Source organism: Bacillus sp. T-10(2022) (genome assembly GCF_056502895.1).
Genome location: NZ_CP113518.1, coordinates 779,886 through 804,810, shown reverse-complemented (window position 1 = coordinate 804,810; position 24,925 = coordinate 779,886). Strand labels below are relative to the sequence as shown.

At 40.3% G+C, this 24,925-nt stretch carries 18 protein-coding genes; 2 read left to right on the top strand and 16 right to left on the bottom strand.

The window, feature by feature from the left end:
* Positions 1-38 precede the first annotated feature (38 nt).
* The 6 genes from OSJ91_RS03805 to OSJ91_RS03780 all read right to left on the bottom strand — a co-directional run bounded on the left by OSJ91_RS03805 (position 39) and on the right by OSJ91_RS03780 (position 7,226).
* The gene (locus OSJ91_RS03805) at positions 39-1,682 is read right to left on the bottom strand and encodes an amidohydrolase (RefSeq protein WP_350301276.1); all 1,644 of its coding nucleotides are present in this window, start codon (positions 1,680-1,682) and stop codon (positions 39-41) included.
* Between the two features lie 43 nt (positions 1,683-1,725).
* Positions 1,726-3,093 (bottom strand): APC family permease, encoded by a 1,368-nt coding sequence (locus OSJ91_RS03800; protein WP_485891025.1) that lies wholly within the window; start codon positions 3,091-3,093, stop codon positions 1,726-1,728.
* Positions 3,094-3,134: 41 nt separating this feature from the next.
* Positions 3,135-4,076: an agmatinase gene (speB, locus tag OSJ91_RS03795; RefSeq protein ID WP_350301274.1), complete on the bottom strand. Its 942-nt coding sequence runs from the start codon at positions 4,074-4,076 to the stop codon at positions 3,135-3,137.
* Between the two features lie 687 nt (positions 4,077-4,763).
* On the bottom strand, positions 4,764-5,864 hold the full coding sequence (locus OSJ91_RS03790) for a GerAB/ArcD/ProY family transporter (protein WP_350301273.1): 1,101 nt from the start codon (positions 5,862-5,864) through the stop codon (positions 4,764-4,766).
* Between the two features lie 603 nt (positions 5,865-6,467).
* Positions 6,468-6,698 (bottom strand): hypothetical protein, encoded by a 231-nt coding sequence (locus OSJ91_RS03785; RefSeq protein WP_350301272.1) that lies wholly within the window; start codon positions 6,696-6,698, stop codon positions 6,468-6,470.
* A gap of 51 nt (positions 6,699-6,749) precedes the next feature.
* Positions 6,750-7,226, bottom strand: coding sequence for a hypothetical protein (locus OSJ91_RS03780; protein WP_485891024.1), 477 nt, complete (start codon positions 7,224-7,226; stop codon positions 6,750-6,752).
* A gap of 327 nt (positions 7,227-7,553) precedes the next feature.
* Here OSJ91_RS03780 and brnQ point away from each other — a divergent pair, with 327 nt between their 5' ends.
* Positions 7,554-8,888, top strand: coding sequence for a branched-chain amino acid transport system II carrier protein (brnQ, locus tag OSJ91_RS03775; protein ID WP_101224771.1), 1,335 nt, complete (start codon positions 7,554-7,556; stop codon positions 8,886-8,888).
* Positions 8,889-9,067: 179 nt separating this feature from the next.
* On the opposite strand, the gene OSJ91_RS03770 is transcribed toward brnQ, so the two are convergent.
* The 9 genes from OSJ91_RS03770 to OSJ91_RS03730 all read right to left on the bottom strand — a co-directional run bounded on the left by OSJ91_RS03770 (position 9,068) and on the right by OSJ91_RS03730 (position 22,908).
* Positions 9,068-9,604 carry a DinB family protein gene (locus tag OSJ91_RS03770; RefSeq protein WP_350301270.1) on the bottom strand — a complete coding sequence of 179 codons (537 nt, stop codon included), beginning with the start codon at positions 9,602-9,604 and terminating at the stop codon, positions 9,068-9,070.
* Between the two features lie 167 nt (positions 9,605-9,771).
* Positions 9,772-9,918: a YuzK family famiily protein gene (locus tag OSJ91_RS03765; RefSeq protein WP_485891023.1), complete on the bottom strand. Its 147-nt coding sequence runs from the start codon at positions 9,916-9,918 to the stop codon at positions 9,772-9,774.
* A gap of 328 nt (positions 9,919-10,246) precedes the next feature.
* Positions 10,247-11,122, bottom strand: a complete 876-nt coding sequence (sdaAA, locus tag OSJ91_RS03760; RefSeq protein ID WP_485891022.1) for an L-serine ammonia-lyase, iron-sulfur-dependent, subunit alpha — start codon at positions 11,120-11,122, stop codon at positions 10,247-10,249.
* 40 nt (positions 11,123-11,162) lie between these two features.
* A complete protein-coding gene (sdaAB, locus tag OSJ91_RS03755) occupies positions 11,163-11,825 on the bottom strand; it encodes an L-serine ammonia-lyase, iron-sulfur-dependent subunit beta (RefSeq protein WP_054399153.1) in 663 nt (220 codons plus the stop codon).
* 1,057 nt (positions 11,826-12,882) lie between these two features.
* The gene (locus tag OSJ91_RS03750; RefSeq protein ID WP_485891021.1) at positions 12,883-17,214 is read right to left on the bottom strand and encodes an endonuclease; all 4,332 of its coding nucleotides are present in this window, start codon (positions 17,212-17,214) and stop codon (positions 12,883-12,885) included.
* A 54-nt stretch (positions 17,215-17,268) separates the two neighbouring features.
* Positions 17,269-20,079: a bifunctional metallophosphatase/5'-nucleotidase gene (locus OSJ91_RS03745; protein WP_485891020.1), complete on the bottom strand. Its 2,811-nt coding sequence runs from the start codon at positions 20,077-20,079 to the stop codon at positions 17,269-17,271.
* Between the two features lie 695 nt (positions 20,080-20,774).
* Positions 20,775-21,626, bottom strand: coding sequence for a pirin family protein (locus tag OSJ91_RS03740; protein WP_485891019.1), 852 nt, complete (start codon positions 21,624-21,626; stop codon positions 20,775-20,777).
* Positions 21,627-21,696: 70 nt separating this feature from the next.
* Positions 21,697-22,170, bottom strand: a complete 474-nt coding sequence (locus OSJ91_RS03735) for a MarR family winged helix-turn-helix transcriptional regulator (RefSeq protein WP_350301266.1) — start codon at positions 22,168-22,170, stop codon at positions 21,697-21,699.
* A 183-nt stretch (positions 22,171-22,353) separates the two neighbouring features.
* Complete coding sequence (locus tag OSJ91_RS03730) at positions 22,354-22,908, bottom strand: helix-turn-helix domain-containing protein (protein ID WP_350301265.1); 555 nt, start codon at positions 22,906-22,908, stop codon at positions 22,354-22,356.
* A gap of 103 nt (positions 22,909-23,011) precedes the next feature.
* Here OSJ91_RS03730 and OSJ91_RS03725 point away from each other — a divergent pair, with 103 nt between their 5' ends.
* The gene (locus OSJ91_RS03725) at positions 23,012-23,596 is read left to right on the top strand and encodes a LysE family transporter (protein ID WP_485891018.1); all 585 of its coding nucleotides are present in this window, start codon (positions 23,012-23,014) and stop codon (positions 23,594-23,596) included.
* Between the two features lie 245 nt (positions 23,597-23,841).
* Here OSJ91_RS03725 and OSJ91_RS03720 read toward each other — a convergent pair whose 3' ends face one another.
* Positions 23,842-24,891 carry an LLM class flavin-dependent oxidoreductase gene (locus OSJ91_RS03720; RefSeq protein ID WP_485891017.1) on the bottom strand — a complete coding sequence of 350 codons (1,050 nt, stop codon included), beginning with the start codon at positions 24,889-24,891 and terminating at the stop codon, positions 23,842-23,844.
* Positions 24,892-24,925: the final 34 nt, after the last annotated feature.

The following is a 24,925-nucleotide window of genomic DNA, read 5'->3' as shown; positions in this document are numbered from 1 at the left end:
CACCTTGGAACATAGTTCTTTTCTCTAAAAGATAAGAATTAGAATATGCTTGATAAAGAAGTTTCTTCGCTTTTATACACAACTTCCCCATCGTTTATTGTAAGTACCACTTTAGTTTTGAGCACTTCACTTTCTGGAATATCAAATAGATTTCTGTCTAAAACCACAAGATCAGCAAGTTTCCCCTCTTCTATTGTACCTAGCTCGTGCTCCCTGAAACATCCATAGGCTGAGCCGTATGTATATGCTTGCAATGCCTCTGCCAAAGTGAGCTTTTGTTCAGGATGCCATGTGTTTTGTGGATCTCCGCTGCTATCAATTCTTGTAATGGCAGTATATATTTGCCGCATTGGATTTAATGAGATGGAAACCGGAAAATCTGTTCCTAAAGCTAAAGACGCACCTGAATTTAAAAGCGACTTCGTCAGGAAAACATTTTTTTCCCTTTCAGAACCTATTATTGAAGAATATACCTCTCTTGATGAAGCAGCCATGTGATCAGGCTGCATGGAGACAATGACCCCCAGTTTTGAAAAACGTTCAATGTCATCCGAATCGATTACTTCAATATGTTCTATTGTATGCCTTGAGTCTCTTTTTCCATTCTTGCGTACAGCTTCTTCAAAAGCGTCTAAAGCTAAACGAATTGCCGCATCTCCAATAGCGTGAAACCTGATTCTAAATCCAAGTTCATCCGCTTTAACAACTCGATCAATCAATACTTCTGGATCTAGAGCTGGATGACCACAGATATCCAATTGATCGGAGTAAGGTTTCAGGAAGTAAGCGGTATGACCCGTGACTGTTCCATCAACAAATTGCTTTAATCCTGAGAATTGTAGTTTCTTTGATTCATATTTATTTCTCAGTATTTGAGCTTTGTCCAAATTGCCATCCAATTCAGGAGTGATATGAAATCTAGTCGTTAATCCTCCTTGCTTATCCAATTTCTCAAAAAGGTCATAGTCTTGAAGGAAGTAATCTATTGGCGCAAACAAATCGTTTACAGAAGTAATTCCATATCGGGATAATAATCGTAAAAACTCCTTTAATATCTTTTCTTTTTTATTTTGTGTTAATCGCAATGCCTCTTTTAAGACGATTTGCTGGGCGTCTTCATATAAAATTCCAGTAAGTAAACCATTCTTATCTCTTTCATAGCGACCAAAATCCGGATTACGTATATCCTCAGTAACTCCTGCTAATTCCATGGCCTTACTGTTCACCCATGTATAATGACCTTCAGCATGAAAAAGAACGACAGGACGATCTGGAATGACAGCGTCAAGAATTTTATAATGGGGCTCTTGTTTATCATGCCAATAACCTGCGTCCCATTGCATGCCAATAATCCATTCTTCCTCAGAACAATCTTTAGAAAATCCCAGTACTTTTGCAGCTACATCTTGAGCTGACCTGGCTTCAAATAAATTAACACTATTTAAACTTAGTGCACTAAACATGATATGGAGATGAAAATCATGAAATCCAGGCAAAATTAATTGATTTCCATAGTTAAATACTTTTGTCTCACTTCCTATAAAAGATTCAATCTCCGCTTTTGATCCTACACTCATAATTTTGTCACCTAAGATAGCAATTGCACCAGATGTCGGCTCATGTGCAAGCCCTGTAAAAATAGCATCACTGGAAAGAACAATATCTGCTTTTTTAATAGTCATGGAGTTTACCTCTTTTCATTTAAAATAATAAAACAGTAACTGATCATTGCACTAGTTTTACATCGAGTTCTTCTTTTTGCTCTGCAAAATTCAGTTCAGGAGGACGTTCCTTAAACATTTTTGTTAAGTACAATAAATATATGAATCCTACTGCCATCCAAGTAATCCCTAATACTAAAGAATGGATATCTAACTTTGTCATGAACAATATGGTTATACCGGTGCCTATTAAGGGAAGAAGTAAATATAAAACGATACTTTTAGGCGATCTCTGCTTCTGCCTCACAAAATAATGGATAAACACTGAAAGATTAACGAATGTAAAAGCAAACAGTGCTCCAAAATTAATGAAAGAAGTAGCTGTTGCGATATCCAAAAACACGGCACTCATTGCAACACAAGCAATGAGTAGGATATTGAATATGGGCGTTTGAAATTTTGGAGAAACATATCCGAATATCCTCTTAGGCAGAACATTATCTCTCCCCATTGCATATAAAATCCTGGCTCCGCTGCCTCCTGAAGCTATTGCAGAAGCAGTAGCAGATGTCACTACAACTGAAATAAACAAACTATTCAGAAAATTACCCCCGGTATAAATCATGATATCGACTATAGCTGTATCCGGTTTCTTAAAAGCATTGAAGTTCGGGAAAATGGATTGTGCAAAATAGGTAGATGCAACAAATAATATCCCCCCGATCAATGTCGTAGCATAAATAGCTTTAGGAAGTGTTTTTTTCGGATTTTTGGTTTCTTCAGCTAATGTAGTAACCGCATCAAACCCAAGAAAACTAAAACATAATAGAGGTACAATCGAGAGCAGATTATTAAAATTTACGTCAGGACTAAAAAAAGGATCCTTAGAAAACAACTCCCCGGTACCTTTTCCTGCTAAAAGCCCATTTATGCAAAGCAGGCTGAAGATAATAATAAAAAGAAATTGAAATATTACCAAAAAGGTATTCACATTTGCAGCAACCTTAATCCCAAAAATATTAATGGTAGTCACACCTATAATAAAAGAAATGATAACGGCAATGATAGGAATACCAGGGAAGTAAGCATTCACCATAATCCCAAAAAGTAATGCACTGATCATAGGACTGAAAAGATAATCCAATAAAATTACCCATCCTACGAGAAAACCAAGGTGTGAATTAATTCCTTTCTGCACAAAGGTATAAGCTGAACCGGTAGTGGGATAAACCTGAACCATTTTTGCGTAACTATATGAAGTGAATAGCATGACAATTAAAGCAATTATGTATGCTGTCGGAATCATTCCCTGGGTACGATCAATGGCGATACCATATGTGCTAAAGACTGTCACAGGCGCCATAAAGGAAAGTCCAAATACAATAACATATCTTGTATTCAGTGAACGCTTAAGCTCGGGTAATCCTTTCATCGCAAAGAGCTGCCTCCTTTATCAAATGTAATGACTACTTTTTATTGATTGACTTCTTTCGTACTTAATGCTGCAAGGCTGGCAAACTCATGTACAAGTGTTGCTGCTAAAAGTGAAGTGATTTGACTTGGATCATATGATGGCAGCACTTCAACCACATCATATCCTATAAAGTTAAAGTCAGTTAGGGCACGAATCATTTTAAGTGTTTCAAAGCTGCTAAAACCACCTATTTCAGGTGTACCTGTACCTGGAGCAAAAGAAGGATCAACGAAATCTATATCAAATGTCAAGAAACAAGGTGTGTTGCCTATGGTTTTTCTAATCTCTTTCAAAACATCTTCAAATCCGCGATTGGAAAGTTCACCAGTTGTAATCAAACGATAACCTAAATCAAGACTTGCCTGTAAATCTCCAGAGTGGTTTAGCGTACCTCGGATTCCTACTTGAAATACTTTATTTGCCTGCAGCAAACCTTCTTCGTGTGCACGAATAAATGGAGATCCATGCCAATATTTTTCCTCATAATATGTATCCCAAGTATCTGTATGAGAATCAAAATGAATCATGGCTACTGGGCCATATACCTTTGCCGCAGCTCGTAAACTAGCTAAAGTGACAGAATGATCTCCCCCTAATCCAATAGGTATGACCCCTTTGGACATCAATTCAAAAATGGATTCCTTCATTAGATCATAACTTCGATGAATATTATGGGGAATAACAGGGATATCCCCTATATCAATGGCATTCAATTGTTCAAAAGGATATACCTTATGAATAGGATGATAAGGAAACAGGGTCATGGATGCTTGGCGAATGGCTTGAGGAGCAAACCTGGCTCCCACCCTAAAAGAAGCAGCTGTATCAAAAGGCATACCCACAATTGCCAGCTTTGCATCATGCTTTTGAGAAGGTAAACGCATAAAGGTTCCTGTTGTACAAAACTCTGGCTTTACATCTGGTGTAAGTGGATATTTCATAAGTATCATCTCCTGGTTTTAAATAAAGATCATTTCATACAAATTTTACAACCACATATTGTAATCGCTTACAACTAATAATTCATTAGATTACTTTTTATTTCTAACACCTACTTTTTGAACCATATTAACTAACGGTAGTTAGTATTAAACCAAATATAAACATAGTTGTTAAAAAAGTCAAACTATTTTTTATTGTCTATCAAATCCACTTTTTGATCAAAGTAGCCTTATCTTTCAATCCTGCCTCTATTAAATTAAAGCCAACTATTCTTGTTACACCAACCTGCCCCTATAGCTTCATAAGAAAAAAAGCTGCTAAGCAGCTCCTAGACTGTAGACAAATTCAATGAAAATCAAGTTTGTTTGTGGGTTTATAAAACCTCGAACGTCGATTTCCACTACAGGCACTCGCTTTCCGCGGGCGGTCCGGGAGCCTCCTCGACTCGCTTTTCCCGCAGGAGTCTCGCACCTTCCGTTCCAATCAACTTTGTTTTGAAATTTTAGGTAAACCCCTTTTGTCGACAAACTGAGAGATGCATAAGCAGCTCCCTTATTGAAGTAAAAAAGCACCCATTAGTTCATTAAGGAAGGCATGCTTTATTAAAGAATTGCGCCCTTTAATGGAATAACACCTGAGTTTCTAATAGAATTATACACAGGTATCTTAACAAATAAGACACGACCTTAGTTACGTCGATCATTTTTCTTAACTTTGGCGATTATTAGTAATATCAATGGAAGCAGAAACCCGAATGTAATAGCATAAAACGGCCAGATTTCTGAAATGAATTTACTATAATGGACGATATTAGGTGTCATAATCAATGTAAAGGCAATCAAAAGGATACCAAACGGAAAAACCAGAGGACGATAATCCTGCAATTTTAACGTTTGTGCCAGACCTAAAACGGTCACATAAAAAAACAAACTAAATCTAATAAAAATGGTGATGAACCATATTATGGCTAGTATTGCTTCCAGCCGCGTCAGGAAATCAGCGATATTTATTTTCTTAGCCAACATATAGATTGGATAATTTTGTCTCGCTGTTAACTCTGTACCAAGTACAAGAATGGCTAACATGGTTATAATGATCAAAACACTTCCAGCCAACAATTGACCGACAAAAAGGCTTTTTCTTATTCTGTTTTTTTGACTCACGAACGGGAGTATCATTAGAACCGCAACCGGTTCAATAAACGGAAAGACAATAAATGGTATAGATCCCCTTATAACCGGTTTCAATCCTCCCTCCCATACGGGGTGCAGATTTTGAAATTTAATCTCAGGAAGTAGAAGAATCATCAATGTTGATACAAGTAATACAACAAAAGGAAAAAATATTTCCGCGCTTCGGGCCAAGGGTTCCAAACCGAGACGTGCGGCCATGAGGACGACACTCATAAAAAGAATCATGATCACTTGAATTGGGGTATCAGGCATAATATGAGTTATCATAAAATCCCCAATTTCACTCAAATAAGTCGCTGTGGTTATAAAAAAGTAGCTTATAAATAAAAGAGAAATTACTATTCCCAGCCACTTACCCAGAATTTTTTGGCTGTATTCCACTAATGTTAAATCAGGATAGCATTTCCTTAAAGCATCATATATAAAAACAACCAATAACGGTGCTATTGCCACGCTTATAATACCCGAAATCCAACCATCTTGTTTAGCTTCAGAAGCGACAATGGAGGGAATGACTAATATAGAATCTCCAAGCGTATATAAAATCACTAATATCGTCAGTTGACGGCTTCCGATTTTACCCTTCTCGAGCATTTTCATAAGTTCCTTTCACGACAAAACGGTAAGTTATATACAAACGGCAGAAATTCTGATTCCATAACCATTATTGACAGAAGAAGAATATACAAACCCTGCTGAGTACATGTTATTTTTCACTCCCGTTGATAGGATACCTTAGAGCTTCGATTTACTTTCTAATAATTCCACCTTATTCCGGGAGTATAGCTGCCCCAATAGCTCCATAAAAAAGAGCTGCATAAGCAGCCCAGACTGTAGACAAACTCTTTGAAAATTAAGTTTTTCTCAGTTTTTATTTGGTTTATAAAACCCCGAACGCTGATTTCCACTCCAGGCACTCGCTTTCCGCGGGCGGTCCGGGAGCCTCCTCGGCGCCTTGCGCCTGCGGGGTCTCCCCTCGACGGCTTTTCCCGCAGGAGTCTCGCACCTTCCGTTCCCATCCACTTTGTTTTGAAATTTAGATAAACCCCTTTTGTCTACAAACTCAAGCGGCCAAAGCAGCTCCCTTATTGAAGTACCTGTCACTAATAAAAGTAATAATTGTTATTTTAACGTCATTTTATTTTTTTGATTAAACAACAACATTTAACCTAACGTCCGCTTCACAAAAAACGAATTTTAATGTTCATTTTCCCTGTTTCTTTTTCCTTCAAAATATAGGGATGCCGATAGAACAATGATTGCAATTAATACAACACCAGATAACCAAAATAAGTCCATATCCGTGATATACTCCACCACATTCAAGATAGAAAGCGCGAATATGGAAATTAGTAACAAAACATCTTTTTTGCTTTGTTTCCGTTTTTCAAAAAACAATCCTAGTATTTTTTCAAAAAATACTCCCATTCTTAAACACCTCCTTCACTGTTCCCTCCCCAAATTTACAGCAAAATTCAATTAAAGTCCGCCATCTAAACCGTCAATTTTTATCCCTCTGCTCCAATCACGGGTGACTTTTAATTCATTATCTATGATGGTTATCGTGAGCTCTCCTTCTTTCTCATAAGTCTTGGATGAATTCTCGTCATAAATCTTAAATACAGTTGTGTATGTGTAATCTACTGTGCCATCTTCATTTATGCTTTGTTCTTCAAGCTTCACACTTTGCACTTCAATGCTTTTATTGATTTCTTTGGCTACCAGTGCAGGCATTGAATAAAAACGGTTAAGAATTTGGGCATTATATTCATCTTCTGATAAATATCCTTTAATATTACCTGCAATTTCATCAAAGGTTGGAGGATTGGCTGGATCATTAATGGTATATCGTGCAGTATAATAGCCTTTAAATAACTTTTCTGCCTCTCCCAATTTGACCACATTTCCCTCTTTAACAAGGCTCCTCTCTGTAATTTCACCTTTTTCTTTGACCACTTCCTTGTTACATGCACCTATACATGAAAACACTGCGATAAACAACAAAAAGCTAAGAAATTTATTAATTTTTGCACCCTCATTTCCGTTTAAATTTCATTTGTTCAAATGAATTTCATTAGTATGAGCAGCTCTTAGATGTTCAAAATAAGGTAAGGGCGGACCACTGATCATTCAAGTTAAATAATAAAAAACAAAAAATATATTGAAATATCAATTTAATTTAGTTATAATACGATACGGTCTTAGTATTACTGTGTATATAATTTTTAGAAAATTTAATAATTTTCTAAAATAGCAAATTTTGGTTTTTTCGGAGGGTTTATTTTGTCTAATAAGGTTCCATCTTCATTTATAGTAGTGATTGGGTTCATGTTGTTTGCCCTTTTCTTTGGGGCAGGGAATTTAATTTTTCCGCCAATGCTTGGTCAATCAGCAGGTATGAATATCTGGTCAGCAAATGCAGGGTTTTTGGTCACAGGAGTAGGATTACCGTTACTTGGTGTGCTGGCACTCGGTTTTTCTGGAAAAGATGACTTACAATCATTAGCGAGCCGTGTCCATCCAGTCTTTGGTATTGTATTCACAACCGTCCTTTATTTAGCCATTGGTCCTTTATTCGCAATGCCTAGAACAGGAAACGTTTCTTTTGAGATCGGTGTAAAACCATTTTTGCCTGAAGATTCAGGTCCATTGCCTTTACTTATTTTCACCATCATCTTTTTTACAGTTTCGTGCCTTCTTTCGCTCAATCCTGCGAAAATTGTCGAAATTGTGGGGAAAGTTTTAACACCCATCAAGTTGACATTCATTGGAATCCTGGTGGTAGTCGCCTTCGTTAATCCAATTGGAGATTTTCAAGCACCTGCAGAGCATTATATGGTTCAACCATTTTTCAATGGGTTCAGAGAAGGTTATTTAACCATGGATACTCTTGCATCTTTTGTTTTTGGCATCATCATCATTAATGCCATCAAAGAAAAAGGTGCTAAAACAAAAAAACAAATAATGATCGTTTGCGGGAAAGCAACTGCCATTGCGGCTGTTATCCTTGCCACCATTTATACAGCTCTCTCTTATATGGGTGCTTCAAGCGTTGGGGAACTTGGACGCTTGGATAATGGAGGCATTGTCTTGGCGAAAGTCTCGGATTACTACTTTGGAGCATATGGTGGGCTATTATTAGGATTAATGATCACAGTGGCTTGCATAACGACAAGCGTAGGACTCATTACATCTTGCTCGACATACTTCCATAAGCTTTTCCCAAATCTGCCTTACAAAACGATTGCCATAAGTTTATCCATATTCAGTGCAATCATTGCCAATATTGGACTAACCGAGTTAATTGCCATTTCTGTACCTGTTATGACAGCCATTTATCCATTGGCCATTGTTTTGATTTTCCTAACATTTCTTCATTCTTTATTTAAAGGAAGACCTGAAGTTTATCAAGGCAGTTTACTTTTAACATTCATCGTCAGTTTATTTGATGGTTTAAATGGAGCAGGTGTACACATTTCATTCATCAATGATTTCTTCACTGCAATACTTCCTATGTATGAGGCAGGACTAGGATGGGTCATCCCTGCCATTGTTGGAGGATTCATTGGGTATGCCAGCAGCGTCTTAAAGTCGAAATTCAATCACCAAATAGATTAATGATATAAATCAGACCAGGAATATTGACTGTAGACAAATTCGAAGAAAAGCGAGTTTGCCTACAGTTTTTTTCTTTGACAAACGTTTCAGAAATCCACTCCCTATCCGCCGATCGCCTGCCAAGCAGTTATTCGGCAGATTTGTCGACAAACTGATATGGATAGTTGGCCATTAAAGAATCACATTTCTTTAACTTCTATTTCATTCCGTAATTTCTTCAACAACTGAAAAATCTGTCCTCGATGATGTGATTCATGTTCAACCAAATGGTAAACGACCCATTCAGGCGTAACGTCATATTGTTCAAGTACCCTCGGTTTGCGCCAATCCGTTAAATCCATTGTGCGAAAGTTTGAAAGAAATACTTCACGCACCTTATTGAGGCGGTAGAAATGTTCTTCTAATGTTTGTCCTTCAATGTGGTTTAGGGAGCCATCTTCGGCACGGCATCCTAATGGAAACAACGCGCGTATTTCCGAATCCCATTCCGAAACAAGGACCTCCTCGTATAACCAATCTGCCTCTATCAGAGCTATGTGATATAACATCGAGCCAATCGTTTGCCTTTCATCGATTTTCGTATCAAGTATATTTTGGCTGATTCCAGTCAATTTCGTTATAAGCGTACGGCGAACATCCTCCAAACACCATAGCCACCGCCCAATTTCTTCTTCATATCCCGGTAATGCAGATACCAGTAATGCTCTTCTCTCCACTAAGATCAATCCTCCTCTTCATCAACATACATTCTATTTAAAAGTGTTGTCTCCTCCTTTAAAATAGAAAATTACCCTTTAGAGCAGGACAAAAAGAGCAATCTTTAAGATTGCTCTTTCGCTTGTTCATGATTTTTTTCGTTTTATGTTATTCGATATCTTCGAAATTAACTCCCCAAAAAAAGATTGGCTCTCATCTCGTCTGTTATACGCCTGCTTTTTAGATAATCCTGTTCCCGTTCTTGTTCAACCATCATGCGTTGCTCCAGTTTTTGAGCATATAGTGCATAGCCGATTCCATGAGCCTGAAACATCGCTTTTTCCATTGCCGACGTGTACGTTAATTCGAGAAAATTAATGAAGAATCAATCCTTCCCATAGTGAATTTCGTACTCATCTTATCATTGAAAGTGATAACTCACAAAGTTGCTACGGCCCCATATTCACTGATAATTCAGATTTTTTAACGACTGTTTCCATCTCCGTGTCCATAAACGCCAAATCCCTCCATTTTCCTCTAATTTCCTTTTTTCACTCACTAAAAAATAATCTTATTTTTGGGCAGATTGAGGAGTTGGAGTTGTTTTTTTAAGACAAATTAAAAATCCCATTAACAAACCTGTTGTTAATGGGACTGAATGTTTATTTATATGAACCGAAAATTTCCTTTGCCAATCTACGCCCAGTAGGAGTCGCCGCAAGGCCGCCCTCTGCCGTTTCACGAAGTGCAACCGGCATGGTCAATCCTATTTTATACATGGCATCGATAACTTCGTCACATGGAATGCGGCTCGTAATGCCTGCAAGTGCCATATCAGCTGCCGTTATCGCGTTGGATGCACCCATTGCGTTACGTTTCACGCAAGGAACTTCAACCAATCCAGCCACTGGATCACAAACCAATCCAAGCATATTTTTCAAAGTGATCGCCATCGCTTCTGCGGCTTGGCTTGGTGTACCGCCGGCCAGTTCCACTATCGCAGCTGCGGCCATTCCACTTGCCGAGCCCACTTCTGCTTGGCAGCCACCAGCCGCTCCGGAAATGGAAGCATTGTTTGCAACCACGAATCCAAAAGCAGCGGAAGTGAAAAGGAATTCAATCATCTCTGCCCGGGTCGGGTTTAATTTTTCTTTCACGGCAAATAATGTACCGGGAACAACACCAGCAGAACCTGCAGTCGGAGTGGCACAAATCATTCCCATTGCTGCATTCACTTCATTCGTTGCAACAGCCTTACTGACGGCATCCAATAATAAATTACCGGCCAGTGCCTTGCCCGACTTGATATAATCTTGCAAAAGAACGGCATCTCCGCCCGTTAGGCCTGTCACGGATTGCACACCTTTCAGACCTCTTTCCACCGCTTGTTCCATCACTGTCAAATTCCTGTCCATCTTTTCAATAATCTGTTCTCTCGACAGGCCCGAGAACTCCATTTCTTGTAAAATCATGATTTCCGCGATTTTTACATTTTTACTTTCAGCAAGTTCAACCAACTCTGCTACATTTCGGAACATGTTTGTACCTCCATATCTATGCCAACACTTTTAATGATGATCATTCAACCATCCTTATGACTTGCGACACATTTTCCAATCCTTCAATTTCCTTCATGACATCGCTCTGGATTTTCTGATCGACTTCAATCACCATGAGGGCCATTTGACCTTTTTCCTTCCGTGAAACTTCCATATGGCCAATGTTAATTTCATGATTCGCCAATACTGTCGAAACGGAAGATATGATTCCAAACACATCGTTATGCACAACTAAAATGGCTGGGTTTTCACCCGACAATTTAAGCTTGAACGTATTCAGCTCCGTTATTTCTATCGTTCCGCCACCAATCGAGATCCCAACAAGTTCCAATTCTTTATCTTCGTCGAACAGTCTGATTTTGACTGTATTAGGATGATCCATCACAGTATCCTCGATTGTAAAGGAAACGTCCATACCGGCTTCTTCCGCTATCGTTAAAGAGGCAGGAATTCGTTCATCATCCGTATCGAAATCCAATATCCCACCTACGACAGCAACATCCGTACCGTGTCCCCTGTAAGTTTTTGCAAAAGAACCATATAAAGAAATAATGGCTTTCTTCGGTTGCTTTCCGAATAATGTTCGTGCTACTCTGCCAATTCTGGCAGCTCCTGCTGTATGTGAGCTTGAAGGTCCAATCATGACGGGACCGATTATATCAAATGCAGATCTGTATTTCATCGCGTAATGCCCCATTTCTGGCAGTATATTTTTTAACCGTCTTTTAAGGGTAAATGAAAATCAAAAAGCGGCATAATTACTATATTAAAATATTTTTATCTTTTCTGCAATGAAAACCCTTTCATTGCATATCCCATATTAACATATATTACATAACATACCTACCAAAATTTTTATTATTTAACGAGATGTCAATGTTTGATTTTTCAGTATTTAAAGATAATTAACCATAAATGATTAACTTTGTAGTGAAGCATGAAAAAAGCAGCCTGGTGGCACTTTCAGTTTGTAGACAAAAAGTCGTGAGCACTTGCATGATCACGATTTTTTCTTTTTAAGCAAACCAGCTAATAATAGCTATTCAATTCCTCCATTAAAGGGTGCCTTTATTGAATAAGAAGGCCATTCCCTCGACCGTTCACGCACTTTATTCGGTCTACCACGCACTCGATTCGACCGTTCACGCACTTTATTCGACCTACCACACACTCGATTCGACCGTTCACGCACTTTATTCGACCTACCACACACTCGATTCGACCGTTCACGCACTTTATTCGACCTACCTCCCACTCGATTCGACCGTTCACGCACTTTATTCGACCTACCACACACTCGATTCGACCGTTCACGCACTTTATTCGGTCTACCACACACTCGATTCGACCGGTCACGCAGTTATTCGACCTACCACACACTCAATTCGACCGTTCACGCACTTTATTCGACCTACCACCACTCGATTCGACCGTTCACGCAGTTATTCGGTCTACCTCCCACTCGATTCCGACCGTTTACGCACTTTATTCGACCTACCACACACTCGATTCGACCGTTCACGCACTTTATTCGACCTACCGCCCACTCGATTCGACCGGTCACTCACTTTATTCGACCTACCACACACTCGATTCGACCGTTCACGCGGTTATTTTAGCAGGGTCTCCGCTAGCCAGTTAAACCAACCCTCATCTTAACATCATGTTTGCACTTTCAACCCCTTGTGTAAACAAACTAAAAAGCAGCCATCAGGCTGCTTTCCCATTCCAACTCCGATTTAACTCGCTTTTTTCTCATTGATGGATTTAGCGGCACCCCAAATTTCGGATGCCCATTCCGGATGGTCAATGAAAGGATTGCGGTTATTTTGCCAGTCATAAATGACATCATTGCGATGGCTCTCGAAATCGTCGACTGGATCGAGTTCATTCCATTTCAGAAGTGTCGATAGCTTTCCATGTAGGGGCTTCGGATACGTATTGACTGTATCGGATAATTCAAGATCCAACTCGCCGCTTCCCTCATAACGGACGGCCATGTAAAATAGCATCCGTGCTATATCGCCTTTAACATGATTTGGCGGCTCCCATGAATCTGAATCAAACTTACATTCACATCCGCTATACGTTTGACCTCCCTCGTCGAAATCAAGGTGGCCCCGTTTACCATTCACTGTCACATCAGCGGGACGGAGGTGATGAAGGTCTGTCCCGGGACCTTTGCTTGTCCCAAAATCACCGTGGGACTTTGCCCAAACATGTTCGCGGTTCCATTGTCCGGCATTGCCCCCATTCGCGTTCTCCGAGATGGATTTTCCAGAGTAAAGCAAGATGACATTCTGTTTGTTCACCGGATCTTCATCCGTTTCTTTAAGGGCATTCCACACTTGATCATAAGATAACATCGTATGGCCCTTAATTATCGAGTGCAGAACCGATTTCAATTCCGTTCCCGTTTTTCCTGCCGCCGTTTCGTAATAAGCTTCGAGCGGCTTATCATTCGAAACGGTCAGCGTGAAACGGACAACCGTTTCCGATAGCTGGTCCTCGGCCTTGACTGCGACAAGGTATGTTCCAGCTTCATTTGCAGGAAGGGTTAATGTCTGGTCTGTGACTGTACCGATAGTGGATGAAAAGGTCAGCTTATCTCCATCTGGATCTGAAAAGTGCTCACTCAAATCGATGGTGACCTTGGAACCGGCTTTCACTTCAAGATTTTCCATGTTTTTCGTTACGACGGGCGCATGGTTTTCTTTAGGGTCGAAAGGGGAAGCAATTGCTTCCCCTTTCGAATCGACAAACTTGATATTCGATGTGTCGACACCTTCTGTGACCGACCATTTCTGAACATTTTCAGCGCCCCTGATTTCTTTTACATTGGCATTATCAATGATGACTTCCTTCACCGCCATGCCTCCAAAATCAATGATTGCGCCTTCCTTATCCGGTTTTATCGACACAGCAGCATTCTTAAGCCCAAGGCCTTTGAGTACAGCATATGAACCTTTTAACCAGATACCTTCTTCGATGCTGGATGTTTCATCAAGATTGATCAAAGCACTAGGTGAAGCAATCGTAAGTTTTTTTGTTTTAACGTTTGTCAGATTATATGTTTTTTCTGGAGCAGGCGTTTCAACTCCACCTGATTCAGATAAAGTGGTTGAAATCAATACAGGGTCATGATCACTTGCCCTTCCGTGAACTTCCATGAAGGATGAATTAATATGGACAATATCGACTTTTGTGGCCGCGGCCATATTATTCGATACAAGGATATGGTCCAGTACTTGTGAATTGCCTTGATATGTGTAAGAATAACGTTTTTCAAATGGAACTTTCTCGATCATATTGGTTAGGTCTTTGCCCTTTAATGTTTTAAGCGGAGCCGAAAATTCAAAATCATTAAAGTCTCCAAGCAGGACGATATTCGCTTTGGCATCCTGTGACTTGATATCACTAACAAACCGATTGACGATAGAGGCAATTTGAAGCCTTTGCGTTTCACTTGAAAGGACAGGAGGCTGGTTTTTGCCGAATAACGGCTGGTCACCGCCCTTGGAATTAAAGTGATTGGCTACCACCACTACGCTTTCACCTTTAAATTCGAATTGAGCGGCTAGAGGCTTCCTGCTTGAAGTGAAGGCGGGATCGGCAGGCTCGATTCGTCCAGGGTTCAAGGTAAGTTTTCCATCTTTGAAGGCCACGGACTGTGTTGCCGTTCCTTTCGTTCCTTCAGTCAATTTGACGCGGTCGACATTATATAAAAAGCCTACCCGGATATTCCCGCCGGGTGCCCCGCCATCAAGTTTATCTTCCGGTGCGATATCGATGTATTGATATTGCGGTCCGCCCAGCTCTTTTATTTTGTCGGTTAACTTCTTGGCACTTTGGGCAGAATCAGTTGTCCCGCTATCTGTTGCCCCATCATTATCTTGCATTTCCGTTACGCCGATGATATCGGGTTGTTTTAGATTTGTAATGATGGATGTTGCGATCGTTTCAACTTTCGAATTAGCGGTTTGAGTCGAGAAATTCTCGATATTATAGGAAGCGATCGATAGCTTATCAGCATCCTTCTCTAAGGATGTCACTTCCCGAGCCGTACCGCCATCCTTTAATGCCGGCAGCTGAGCTTTATCCGTCAGTACCCTATAGTTGCTATATCCATAGCTGATGACACCTGTAACCGAGCCTTCAAAGAAATCACCGGTTTTAGCTGTATATGATTCATCATTTATATCCAGGGTAATTCTTTCAGGATTGAAATCCGTTTCCGTTATTTTGACGCCTCCGACTGCAGTCGTCGTTTCCATATACCCCGGAATCACGACCAATTCACCATAGTCTTGAGGAGCAACCACTTTCGGGTTATATACTTCTACGAGCATTCCTTCCAAACTCTCGTAGAAATCAATGCCGTCTTCACTTGGGTTAAAGTCTGTCAATCTATCATCATCGATGTTCTCAGACGGCGGAATGACATCCTTTCCAATGATGATCGGTTCTGGCATAGCTGCAGTGCCAAGCTTTTCAATCGTAGTATTGGTCAATTCAGTTGTCGGCAGATCCGTCGTTTTCATTTCAGCGTATCCTTCGATATACCATTCGGCAACTTTACCTGCCACTTTGACATGATCTCCCGCTTTCAGGCCATGTGCTTTGTTGTACACAAGTATTCCCTCGGATGTCGTTAAGTCCTTATCCGGGTTGGGATCTTGCATGTAAAAGTTATTCGCATCTTTTACATAAGTGACGACACCTTCCACACCCGAGACGAGTTGAGTTTCATAAGATGAAAAATGATTCATCCCCTGTATGTCACGAATCTTCACTTCAGTGGTTTTGTTAACGGTATAGGCAAATGTGAAAACTTCCGATGTCTTGTCATTGACTGCGATTGCCTTGATGACAGTATCTTTCGTTAAAATGATAGGTTCTGTGTACAAAGCACTTGAAGACGTCGGTGTGGATCCATCCAGCGTATAATGGATTTTCGCTCCTTCCCAACCAGATTCAAGTGATACCTTTGTATTTTCACTAACCGTACCAGGGAAAATATCCGTGTATACGGCTGGTTTGTTCACGAGTTCATAATCTTCAAGACCACGCGGCTTCAACTGATACGTGTCATTGAACCTCGATCCGATTCCGGTTACGGAAATGACATCCCCTGCTTTAAAGCTCTTCACGAAATCTTCATAACTCGAACCGGTCCGGTTATCATGGCGAACGACAACAGATTTCCCTTCAGTATCTTCCGCCTTGAATTCGAATGTTCCGTATGTTCCCGATGCTGCCAATTCTGTAATGGTCGCCTTATCAATGGTGACCAGCTCACCTTGTGTTTCCTCATTGACCCCTGAAGCATCAATTTTTTGGATATCAGGAAGTTCATTATCAGAAGATACGACTTCAAGGGAAGTTGGTTGGATTTGTAATTCCTTATTATAAGCGGATACTTGTCCGATTAATCTAACCTTATCCCCTTGCTTTACTTCCGCAGGCCACGAAGAACCATAAACATATAGCCCTGCCGTTTCATCTTGGATATAAAAGCCTTTTCCTCCCCAATAACCAAGCCCCGTCGTGACTACCCCATCGACCTGCACGACATCTTCAGTATTCGTGCGTGCTTCGGCTATGGAGTCCAGCACCTTCACATCAGGCTGTCCAGGAGTCGTTCCTCCATCAGTGATGATTTTGTAATCCGTTGCGGATTTCAGGCCGGGTACTGAAAAGTACTTTTCCAGCTTTCCCGTAATCATCAACTGCGCTTTAAATAATTCCGGATGTTCGACTAGATTCAACGCCGTACGGATATTACCGGCCGGAAGCTGAACAGGCATGATTTTCTTTACATCCGTTTCATCCGGACTATCCGCAATACCTATGTTCGTACTTTCCGTAAAAGGCGATGTTTGCTGATAGCTTGTACCGCTTTTAGCTGTACCCACGATGTATCCCTTCACCGTCGCCGTTCCGCTGTTATTATTAATCGCTTCTGTTACGGATATTGTCCCTTCCGCTTTTGCAGCGGCTGCATTTGGCAAAACCGTTGACAGCACGATCAGTATGGCAAATAAAAGCTTGCTTATCCCGTTCTTCTTCAAAATCTCAACCCCTCCAACTTTTTTTCGTAGGCTCAGCAATCATTTGAATACCGCTTAAAGAATGGTTTCGCCATTCACCGTGACACCGCTCATGCTCACGGTCTTACCGTTAAGTCCCGATAAATCCAAATTACCCTCGACTGTAACCTGTGAAAAAGTAAAGTCATCCGGAGGAGTTCCTGTTAATGTAAGATTCCCTTTAACCACTGCATTTTCCAATGAAGCAACATCAGTAATATCAACAACTACATTACCTTCATGTGTTTTTGGCGCATCAGCCGTTCCGCCAAAGTCTTTGGCCAATACCACAGTTGGGTCTGTATTGCTTCCGGCCACATCCTTGATGCGTCCTTCGATGCTTGGATCGACAGTTTTCAGCCCGCTTACATAATCCCGTAAATTCTCCCAATCAGCGAGTCCGATATCCGTCACTCTTCCTTCTTCATAAGCTTTCTTGAAAACGGTGAATCCATCTCCGCCCTTGGCTGTAAAAGCATTGGTCGCCACGACATATTCCTTCGCTGCATCCAATTCGGAATATGTTCCATCTTGTCCAAGGACTTCAGCCTTTGTCACACGATTGCCTGCTTCCTTTGAACTATCGTAGCTGAATTTCATTCCGGAAACATGCAGGAAGCCGCCATTTTCCTTAGGAGCGAGGCTTACACTATGCTCTAATGCTTCATTGATTTCTGCACCCGTAAGCTTCATCGTCGCTAACGTATTCCCAAACGGTAAAACAGTCAGTATTTCCCCTAAAGTGATCTCACCTTGATCAATACTAGCGCGGATGCCCCCGCCATTTTGGAAAGCAATGACCGCATCCTTATTGAATTCTTTTGCTTTACTAAGCATTCCGTCTGTAATTAAATTACCCAGTTCGGTTTCATTTTTACGAACACTCGGTTTCGTTTCATCCCCTGCATCACGCGGTGTGTCCAAAGCCTTCACAGCTGTTGCCCCAGTCTTCGTTTCCTTCAGCTCCTTAATCTTCGAGGAGTATGTTTCGAGCACTTTTGCCGCTTCAGGATCATCCTGTTTTTCAGAAAGCTTAATCAGCTGTCCGGCTTGTCCGACAATCTTGCCTTTCTTATCGAATTTCACATCGATCGTTCCTAAAAAGTCGCTATACTGATACCCTTGAACGATGACTGTCGGATCTTTGGTTTTCCCTTTATCATCTTTGTCAACAATAACGGGGGCGTTTAACTGCGTATGGCTATGTCCGCCCACAATCACGTCGATGCCTTTGACCTTGGCAGCTAATGTTAAATCATTGTCATAAGCTGCATTGTCATCATAACCAATATGGGATACGGCAACTATCTTATTGACACCCATGCCTTTGAACGCCTTGACCGCTTTTTCGGCTTCTTCAAGGTAGTTTTCGAATTCTATACTTCCAGGACTTGAAATATCTTTCGTCTCTTCCGTTGTAAGCCCGAAGAACCCTACCTTTTGGCCATCCACTTGTTTTACGATTCCATTGTATATCTTCCCTTGCTCCGGCTTACTTGAAATCATGTCCGAGAATAGTCCCTTGAACTTATCATCTTTGGAGAAGTCCACATTCGAACTGACAAATGGGAACTGTGCCCCTTTAATGAAGTCAGCCAAAGCTTGATGCCCTTCAGCGCTTGATCCCAAGTCAAACTCATGATTCCCAAATGTCATGACATCATATTTCATTAAATTCATGAAGCGAAGATCAGCTTGCCCTTTGAATTCATTAAAATAGAGCGTTCCCGAGAATACGTCACCAGCATCCACCAAAAGAGCTTGCGGTTTACTCTTACGCACTTCTTTAACAGCCGTCACCCTTTTGGCTACATTGTCCAAGTGGGCATGCGTGTCATTCGTATGCATCAAGGAAAGCGTGATTGCCTTCGCCGGATTTTTCAAAGCTTCTTTAGCAGCTGCCACTTTCTTATCCGCCAATGCTATTTTCGCTTCGAATTCCTTTCGGTCCGACTCCTTGATCCCATTTAAATGGATGTCGGCTCTCGCCTTTTTAGCCGCTTTTATCTGTTCTTTCGTTTTAAGTTCCCCATTGGCAAGAGCTACATAGGCATTGACCCGTTTTGCCACTTCTTTTTTCTTTTCTGCATATACCGCTTCATCATACTTACCTTTCACCTCTTTAACATAAGCATGAATGGCTTTACCAAGTTTGGATGTTTTGCTGACCTTTTTCAACTGCGAAGAAACGGTATTCATCCGGTTGTCCGCGGTCTTTAAATCACCCTTCTTCACCCAGTATGCAGCTTTTTCATAGTAGTACGGAACTTTCAGGTCACCGTTCAAAGCTGTTTTGGTCGATTTAGTGAATTTATTATATAGAAGCTTTTCGATTTTCGCACCGTAAACCGTATCTTTTATATCTTTGTCTGTCTTTTTCACGGCTTTATCCAGTGCATTATATTGATCCCTGATATCATTTGATTTTTTGGCGATGATGGAATTCGTAAAGGCGTTAATCGATTTATCATGGGCAGCTTTTGCTTTTTCAGCCGCTTTATACCCTTTTACATAACCTTCAGAACGAGTGATGTACTTATCATAAGCTTCGATTTCTTTGTATTTGGCATCTTTTTCTTTTTTGCTTAGCATTGATTTTTTAATGGTAGAGTTGATGTCTTTTTTTGCTTGTTTTGCAGACTTGATTTGTTTTTCAACAGTGGACACTGAAGCGAGTTTAGAAGTGTAGAAATAGGTGTCGAATGGTTTTTTGATGGCGGCCTTGGCCGTTTTGATTTTACTATTCAGGCTAGTGGCAGCATCCGAAGGTGCCGGTGCTACTGCTACGACCGCTGTCGCAGCCATCATGGTAGCGGATGCAATTTTTACGATTTTCTTTTTCCCCATTATCGTTAATCCCCCTATAAGTTCTATACTGACATAACATTCTGCTAACTTATCCATAGAATTGACACGCTTTTCCAAAAATTTAATTCCGACAAATTTACTTACCCATACACAAATCCACCCTACTTTTTTCCTCTAAAGATCCGTGTATCTCCTATATTACAACAAAATAATCCAATTTTAAAACAAATTTACAATACATCACGGAATATTAACAGAATATTATCATTATAATCACCCCAAAATACCTAGTGGCTAATTGATGATATATCAAGAAAATTAATTAGTGGTAAAATAGAATCAGTTTTTTTGGAATAACCCTTGGTCTTTATACCTAATTGCTAAAAATCAAAAAAGGGAGAGATTTAAATCTCTCCCAGACTGCAGACAATGACGAAGAAGACTAGTTAGCCTCCAGTTTTTTTAAAAAAAGTCCAGTTGATTTCAGAGGTTTGCACTTTATTCGACCTTCCACGAATTTATTCGACCGTTCCGGCACTTTATTCGACCTTCACCGTACTTTATTCGACCGTTCACGAATTTTTTCAACCTTCACCTCATTATTCGGACTCCGGAGCATTTTTTCCGATCCACGCATTAAATACACTCCCTTTTGCCATCAATATTTACCTATTCTTATGGGAGGATTCAAAAAAAAGAGCATCAGTTACGATGCCCTTGTCGAAATTTTCATATCAATGCTTCAAGAAAGTCCCTTGCCGATACTCAAAGTATGCCTGATCGATTTCCTCTTCAGTATTCATGACAAACGGTCCGCGGGCAACAACAGGCTCCATTAAAGGTTCTCCTGCATATAAAACAAGTCTTAAAGGTTCAGTTGCCGTTATATCAACTTCACTTTCCCCTGATTCTTTACAAGCACCCAGCCATAAGACCTGTCCCTTTGAGGCTCTCACTTCGTTGTTACCGAAGATTCCGCTTCCTTCTATTAGATAGATGAATCCGTTGAAGCTTCCTGGTAAATTCTGTGTGACCGATGCTCCTGGCTCCAGAACCATCTCCACCATCGTCACGGGAACATGGTTTTTCGTTGTCGAGATAACATCCTTGGATGATCCGGAAAAGACACGGATCAGTGCTCCTTCTTCTTTTCTGACCGGCATATCTTTTGCCATTAAGTTTTGATATCTTGGTGTCGTCATCTTTTCACTCCGGGGAAGGTTGACCCAAAGTTGAAGGGAATGGGCAGTCACACCTTCGGAAGGCACCTCATTATGCACGACGCCGCTTCCCGCTGTCATCCATTGGACATCACCAGGTCCAAGTATCCCTCCATCCCCGGTATGACTGTCATAGTGCTCGATCGTTCCGTCAATGACGAATGTAACGGTTTCGATTCCCCTGTGCGGGTGAATATCGAATGATCCCTTTTGAAATTTATCCTCCATCATTAAAAGGAACGGATCACTCTTTTCCCAGTTTCCTGGTTCTATGATTGGTCCGGCCGTATGAATCGGACTATACCTTTGAAGCTTCACATCTTTCACTTCGACAATATCCCGTTTAAAATGATTTTCACTTTTCATTACTCCATTCCTCCCTTAAGTTACTAGTAAACTGATAAGAATGCTATCATTATGGCTGCCTGATCCAGTCTTAGGATTCCTCCTGGCTGGGATTAGGCACTTCCATCTGTAAACTATGTCTATGAATCTTTATCATCATCTCATGCATGCGCTTCTTTTCTTCATCATCCAATATATCGAATAATGAAGCTTGGAAATCGGATTGAATAGGCATGACCTTTTCCATTAACTCTTTCCCTTTTTCCGTTAATGAAATATATTTAACCTTCCATTGTTGATTACGGACGATCAAGTTCTCTTTTTCCAGCCTTGTCAGCATATGTGATACGCCTCCACGGCTTATCGTTAGGTGCTCCGCTAATTCGATTTGTGAAACAGGCTGATGGATAAGCACTTGTGCCAACATATCGAATTGTGCAGCGGTTACGCCGAAATGCTGTAAGTGTTCATTCGAAAGCTGATTGCTTCTTTGATAAAAACGAACCATTCGCAGCCAAATCAGCAAACTCAATTTGTTCTCATCCGAAAATCCCCGTCTATCCATGTTAAGCCTACCTCCCATCTTTGATGCACCATCAGTTTACTAGTAATTTGATAACAAGTCAAATCGTTGGGCCTTTGACTTGTTGAAGCAGTATCCCCAACAGGCGGACCTTACCAACAGGCAATCTATAGGGGATATTCACTTTGCAAAGATATAATTAACAGAACTACATTACTCCCTTTTTTAAGCTGGATAATATAAGATCATGCTTAATCGAGTCAATGTTTCCCCTGAATTATGGTAGGCATGCGGTCTGTCAGCCTTGAACCTGATAGAATCACCATTCCTTACTGTATATTCTTCGTTATTTACACGTACAGTCACTTCCCCTTCAAAAACAGTTATGTACTCTTCCGTTCCATCCCTATGCGAATCGGAACTTAGGAATCCACCTTTTTCTATCTCGACTGAATATACTTCAAAGCGCTTCTCATCCTCAAAGGGAAAGTGGGGATAAACTCGATATTTGCCGTTATCTTCAGATAATGATTGAATTTCACTTTTTAAAACAATTTTTGTATCCGGCTGCGGACTATTTATCAATGAAGAAAATGAAATCTTTAATCCATTGGCTATTTTCCAAATTGTTGTAATCGTAGGGCTCGATCCTCCCCTTTCTATTTGTCCGATCATCGTTTTGCTTACTCCAGTTAATTCTGCAACCTTTTCAAGACTTAATTTTTTACTTTCCCTGATGGCTTTTAAATTGTTAGCAATAATAAAATTTATCTCTTCCATAAAAATGCTCCTTATTTACAATATAACGTCCGCATTGTACAATAAAAAGGAAGTCGTTATAATGTCACTTTTGGACATTATAACATACAAAGGGGAGTCAACCATGCCTTTACTATCTTTTTTGCTATTTGTTTTTATTACGAGTTTCACTCCAGGTCCAAATAACATCATGGCCATGTTATTTGCGAACAAGTACGGGTTAAAAAAGACGATTAAATTTTGTTTCGGGGTAGGTGCCGGTTTTTTTGTAATAATGTTATTGTGCAGTTATTTTAATGTTTTGCTTGAAAATTTCATACCAAAGATTGAATTTATCATGACGATCCTAGGTGCAATTTATATGCTGTATCTGGCCATAAAAATCATTTCCAGTTCAAATAAAGATAAGGACGATAATGATGACAGGAACAACAGTTTTATAGCTGGCATGCTTTTACAATTCATAAATCCAAAAGGCATCCTATATGGCATCACGGCAATATCGACCTTCATACTACCTTATCACTCTTCAAATTTCAGCTTACTATTCTTTTCATTATTTCTGGCTTTTGTTGGTTTTATGAGTACGTTCTGCTGGAGTATGTTCGGTTCTGTTTTTCAAACGTTTTTATCAAAGTATCGAAGTCAGTTTAATGTAATCATGGCTTTGTTATTAGTGTATAGTGCCATTTCGATTCTTGTACACTAAAAAAGGTAAAGGTTTGATCCTTCATTAAGAAGATTGCCCGCGGAAAGCGAGTGTCTGCCAAGCCTCATCAAAGTAAGTGCCTGTGGGGTCTCGGCTAGCCAGTAATTCGGCAGGAGTGTCGCAAATTTCTTCAATCCAATCCCAAAAAGACCACTTATAGCGGTCTTTTTGAATTCTATATTTTCCGATTCATCCAGGTTTCATTATGGCATCCTCGATTAAGCTTCTGAATTTTTTGTCCATTTTTATTTCTTAATGAACTCTGATTGTAAGCGATTGTTAACGTTGTTATAAAAATCCGGTAATTCCTCAAGTGCATTTCGAAAAGTTAATAGGATCTTATCGATTCCAATTGCTTGAAGTTCCTGAATTTTGCTTGCAACTGATTCGTAACTGCCGATCAACCCTGTCCTGAATCCTTCATTATTAGCAACAAAATCACTAATAGAGGATGCATTTTTCCACATGCCTTTCGTATCTTTACGGTTTTTGAACTGTGCTATCGCCGTATCATCTGCCTGTTCGATGATATACCGATATTCGCTTTTTGCCTCCTCTTCCGTTTTTCTGGCAATGACAAAAGCATTAACGGCAAATTTAACTTCACGACCATGATTTTGTGCTACAGCATTTACATAATTCATTTGTTCTTTCAACTCTTCTATGGAGGCTCCATTCATAAAGTAATAATCGGATAATTCCCCGGCCATCTCTTGGGAATCTTGGGAATTACCGCCTTGATAGATTGCTGGATATGGTTTTTGAATCGGTTTCGGTGCCAATATCGCATTCTTTATTTGATAATAGTCCCCTTGAAAAGAAAAATTATCGGTCGTCCACAATCCTTTTAAAACTTCTAGGTATTCCCTTGAACGTTTATACCGCTCTTCATGCTTAATCCATTCTATCCCAAACATTTCTTGCTCTTCTTTAAACCAACCGCTGACCAAATTTATGTGGAATCTCCCATTTGAGATAATGTCGATGCTTGAACTTACTTTTGCGAGGGTTGCAGGGTGAATGAAGCCTGGTAAAACCGCAGCAATAAAATGAACTCTTTCGGTATACCCTGCCAAAGCGGTAATTACTGATAAGGGATCAAGTTGACCTCTATCCGTCGAGCTACCTCCGATACTGCCAACATAGCGAATGGCATAAAGGATGGAATCCACTTGTAGCTGGTCTGCAATTTTAGCGAGTTTCCGATTATACTCCATACTTCCATCCGTATTTTGTTCTACGTTTGCCCGCAAGAAACCACCTGATAAATTAGCCCCCCAGATTGAAAATTTCATATCCTTCCCTCCTTATTTTTATGGACCTTCCTGC

Excerpts from the sequence above, each read along its gene's own strand:
- OSJ91_RS03805 (WP_350301276.1), bottom strand. The coding sequence starts at position 1,682 with ATGACTATTAAAAAAGCAGATATTGTTCTTTCCAGTGATGCTATTTTT.
- OSJ91_RS03745 (WP_485891020.1), bottom strand. The coding sequence starts at position 20,079 with ATGGGGAAAAAGAAAATCGTAAAAATTGCATCCGCTACCATGATGGCT.
- OSJ91_RS03730 (WP_350301265.1), bottom strand. The coding sequence starts at position 22,908 with ATGGAAGAGATAAATTTTATTATTGCTAACAATTTAAAAGCCATCAGG.
- OSJ91_RS03720 (WP_485891017.1), bottom strand. The coding sequence starts at position 24,891 with ATGAAATTTTCAATCTGGGGGGCTAATTTATCAGGTGGTTTCTTGCGG.
- OSJ91_RS03790 (WP_350301273.1), bottom strand. The coding sequence starts at position 5,864 with ATGCTCGAGAAGGGTAAAATCGGAAGCCGTCAACTGACGATATTAGTG.
- OSJ91_RS03800 (WP_485891025.1), bottom strand. The coding sequence starts at position 3,093 with ATGAAAGGATTACCCGAGCTTAAGCGTTCACTGAATACAAGATATGTT.
- OSJ91_RS03765 (WP_485891023.1), bottom strand. The coding sequence starts at position 9,918 with ATGTTTCAGGCTCATGGAATCGGCTATGCACTATATGCTCAAAAACTG.
- speB (WP_350301274.1), bottom strand. The coding sequence starts at position 4,076 with ATGAAATATCCACTTACACCAGATGTAAAGCCAGAGTTTTGTACAACA.
- OSJ91_RS03785 (WP_350301272.1), bottom strand. The coding sequence starts at position 6,698 with ATGGGAGTATTTTTTGAAAAAATACTAGGATTGTTTTTTGAAAAACGG.
- OSJ91_RS03725 (WP_485891018.1), top strand. The coding sequence starts at position 23,012 with ATGCCTTTACTATCTTTTTTGCTATTTGTTTTTATTACGAGTTTCACT.
- sdaAA (WP_485891022.1), bottom strand. The coding sequence starts at position 11,122 with ATGTTCCGAAATGTAGCAGAGTTGGTTGAACTTGCTGAAAGTAAAAAT.
- OSJ91_RS03740 (WP_485891019.1), bottom strand. The coding sequence starts at position 21,626 with ATGAAAAGTGAAAATCATTTTAAACGGGATATTGTCGAAGTGAAAGAT.
- sdaAB (WP_054399153.1), bottom strand. The coding sequence starts at position 11,825 with ATGAAATACAGATCTGCATTTGATATAATCGGTCCCGTCATGATTGGA.
- OSJ91_RS03735 (WP_350301266.1), bottom strand. The coding sequence starts at position 22,170 with ATGGATAGACGGGGATTTTCGGATGAGAACAAATTGAGTTTGCTGATT.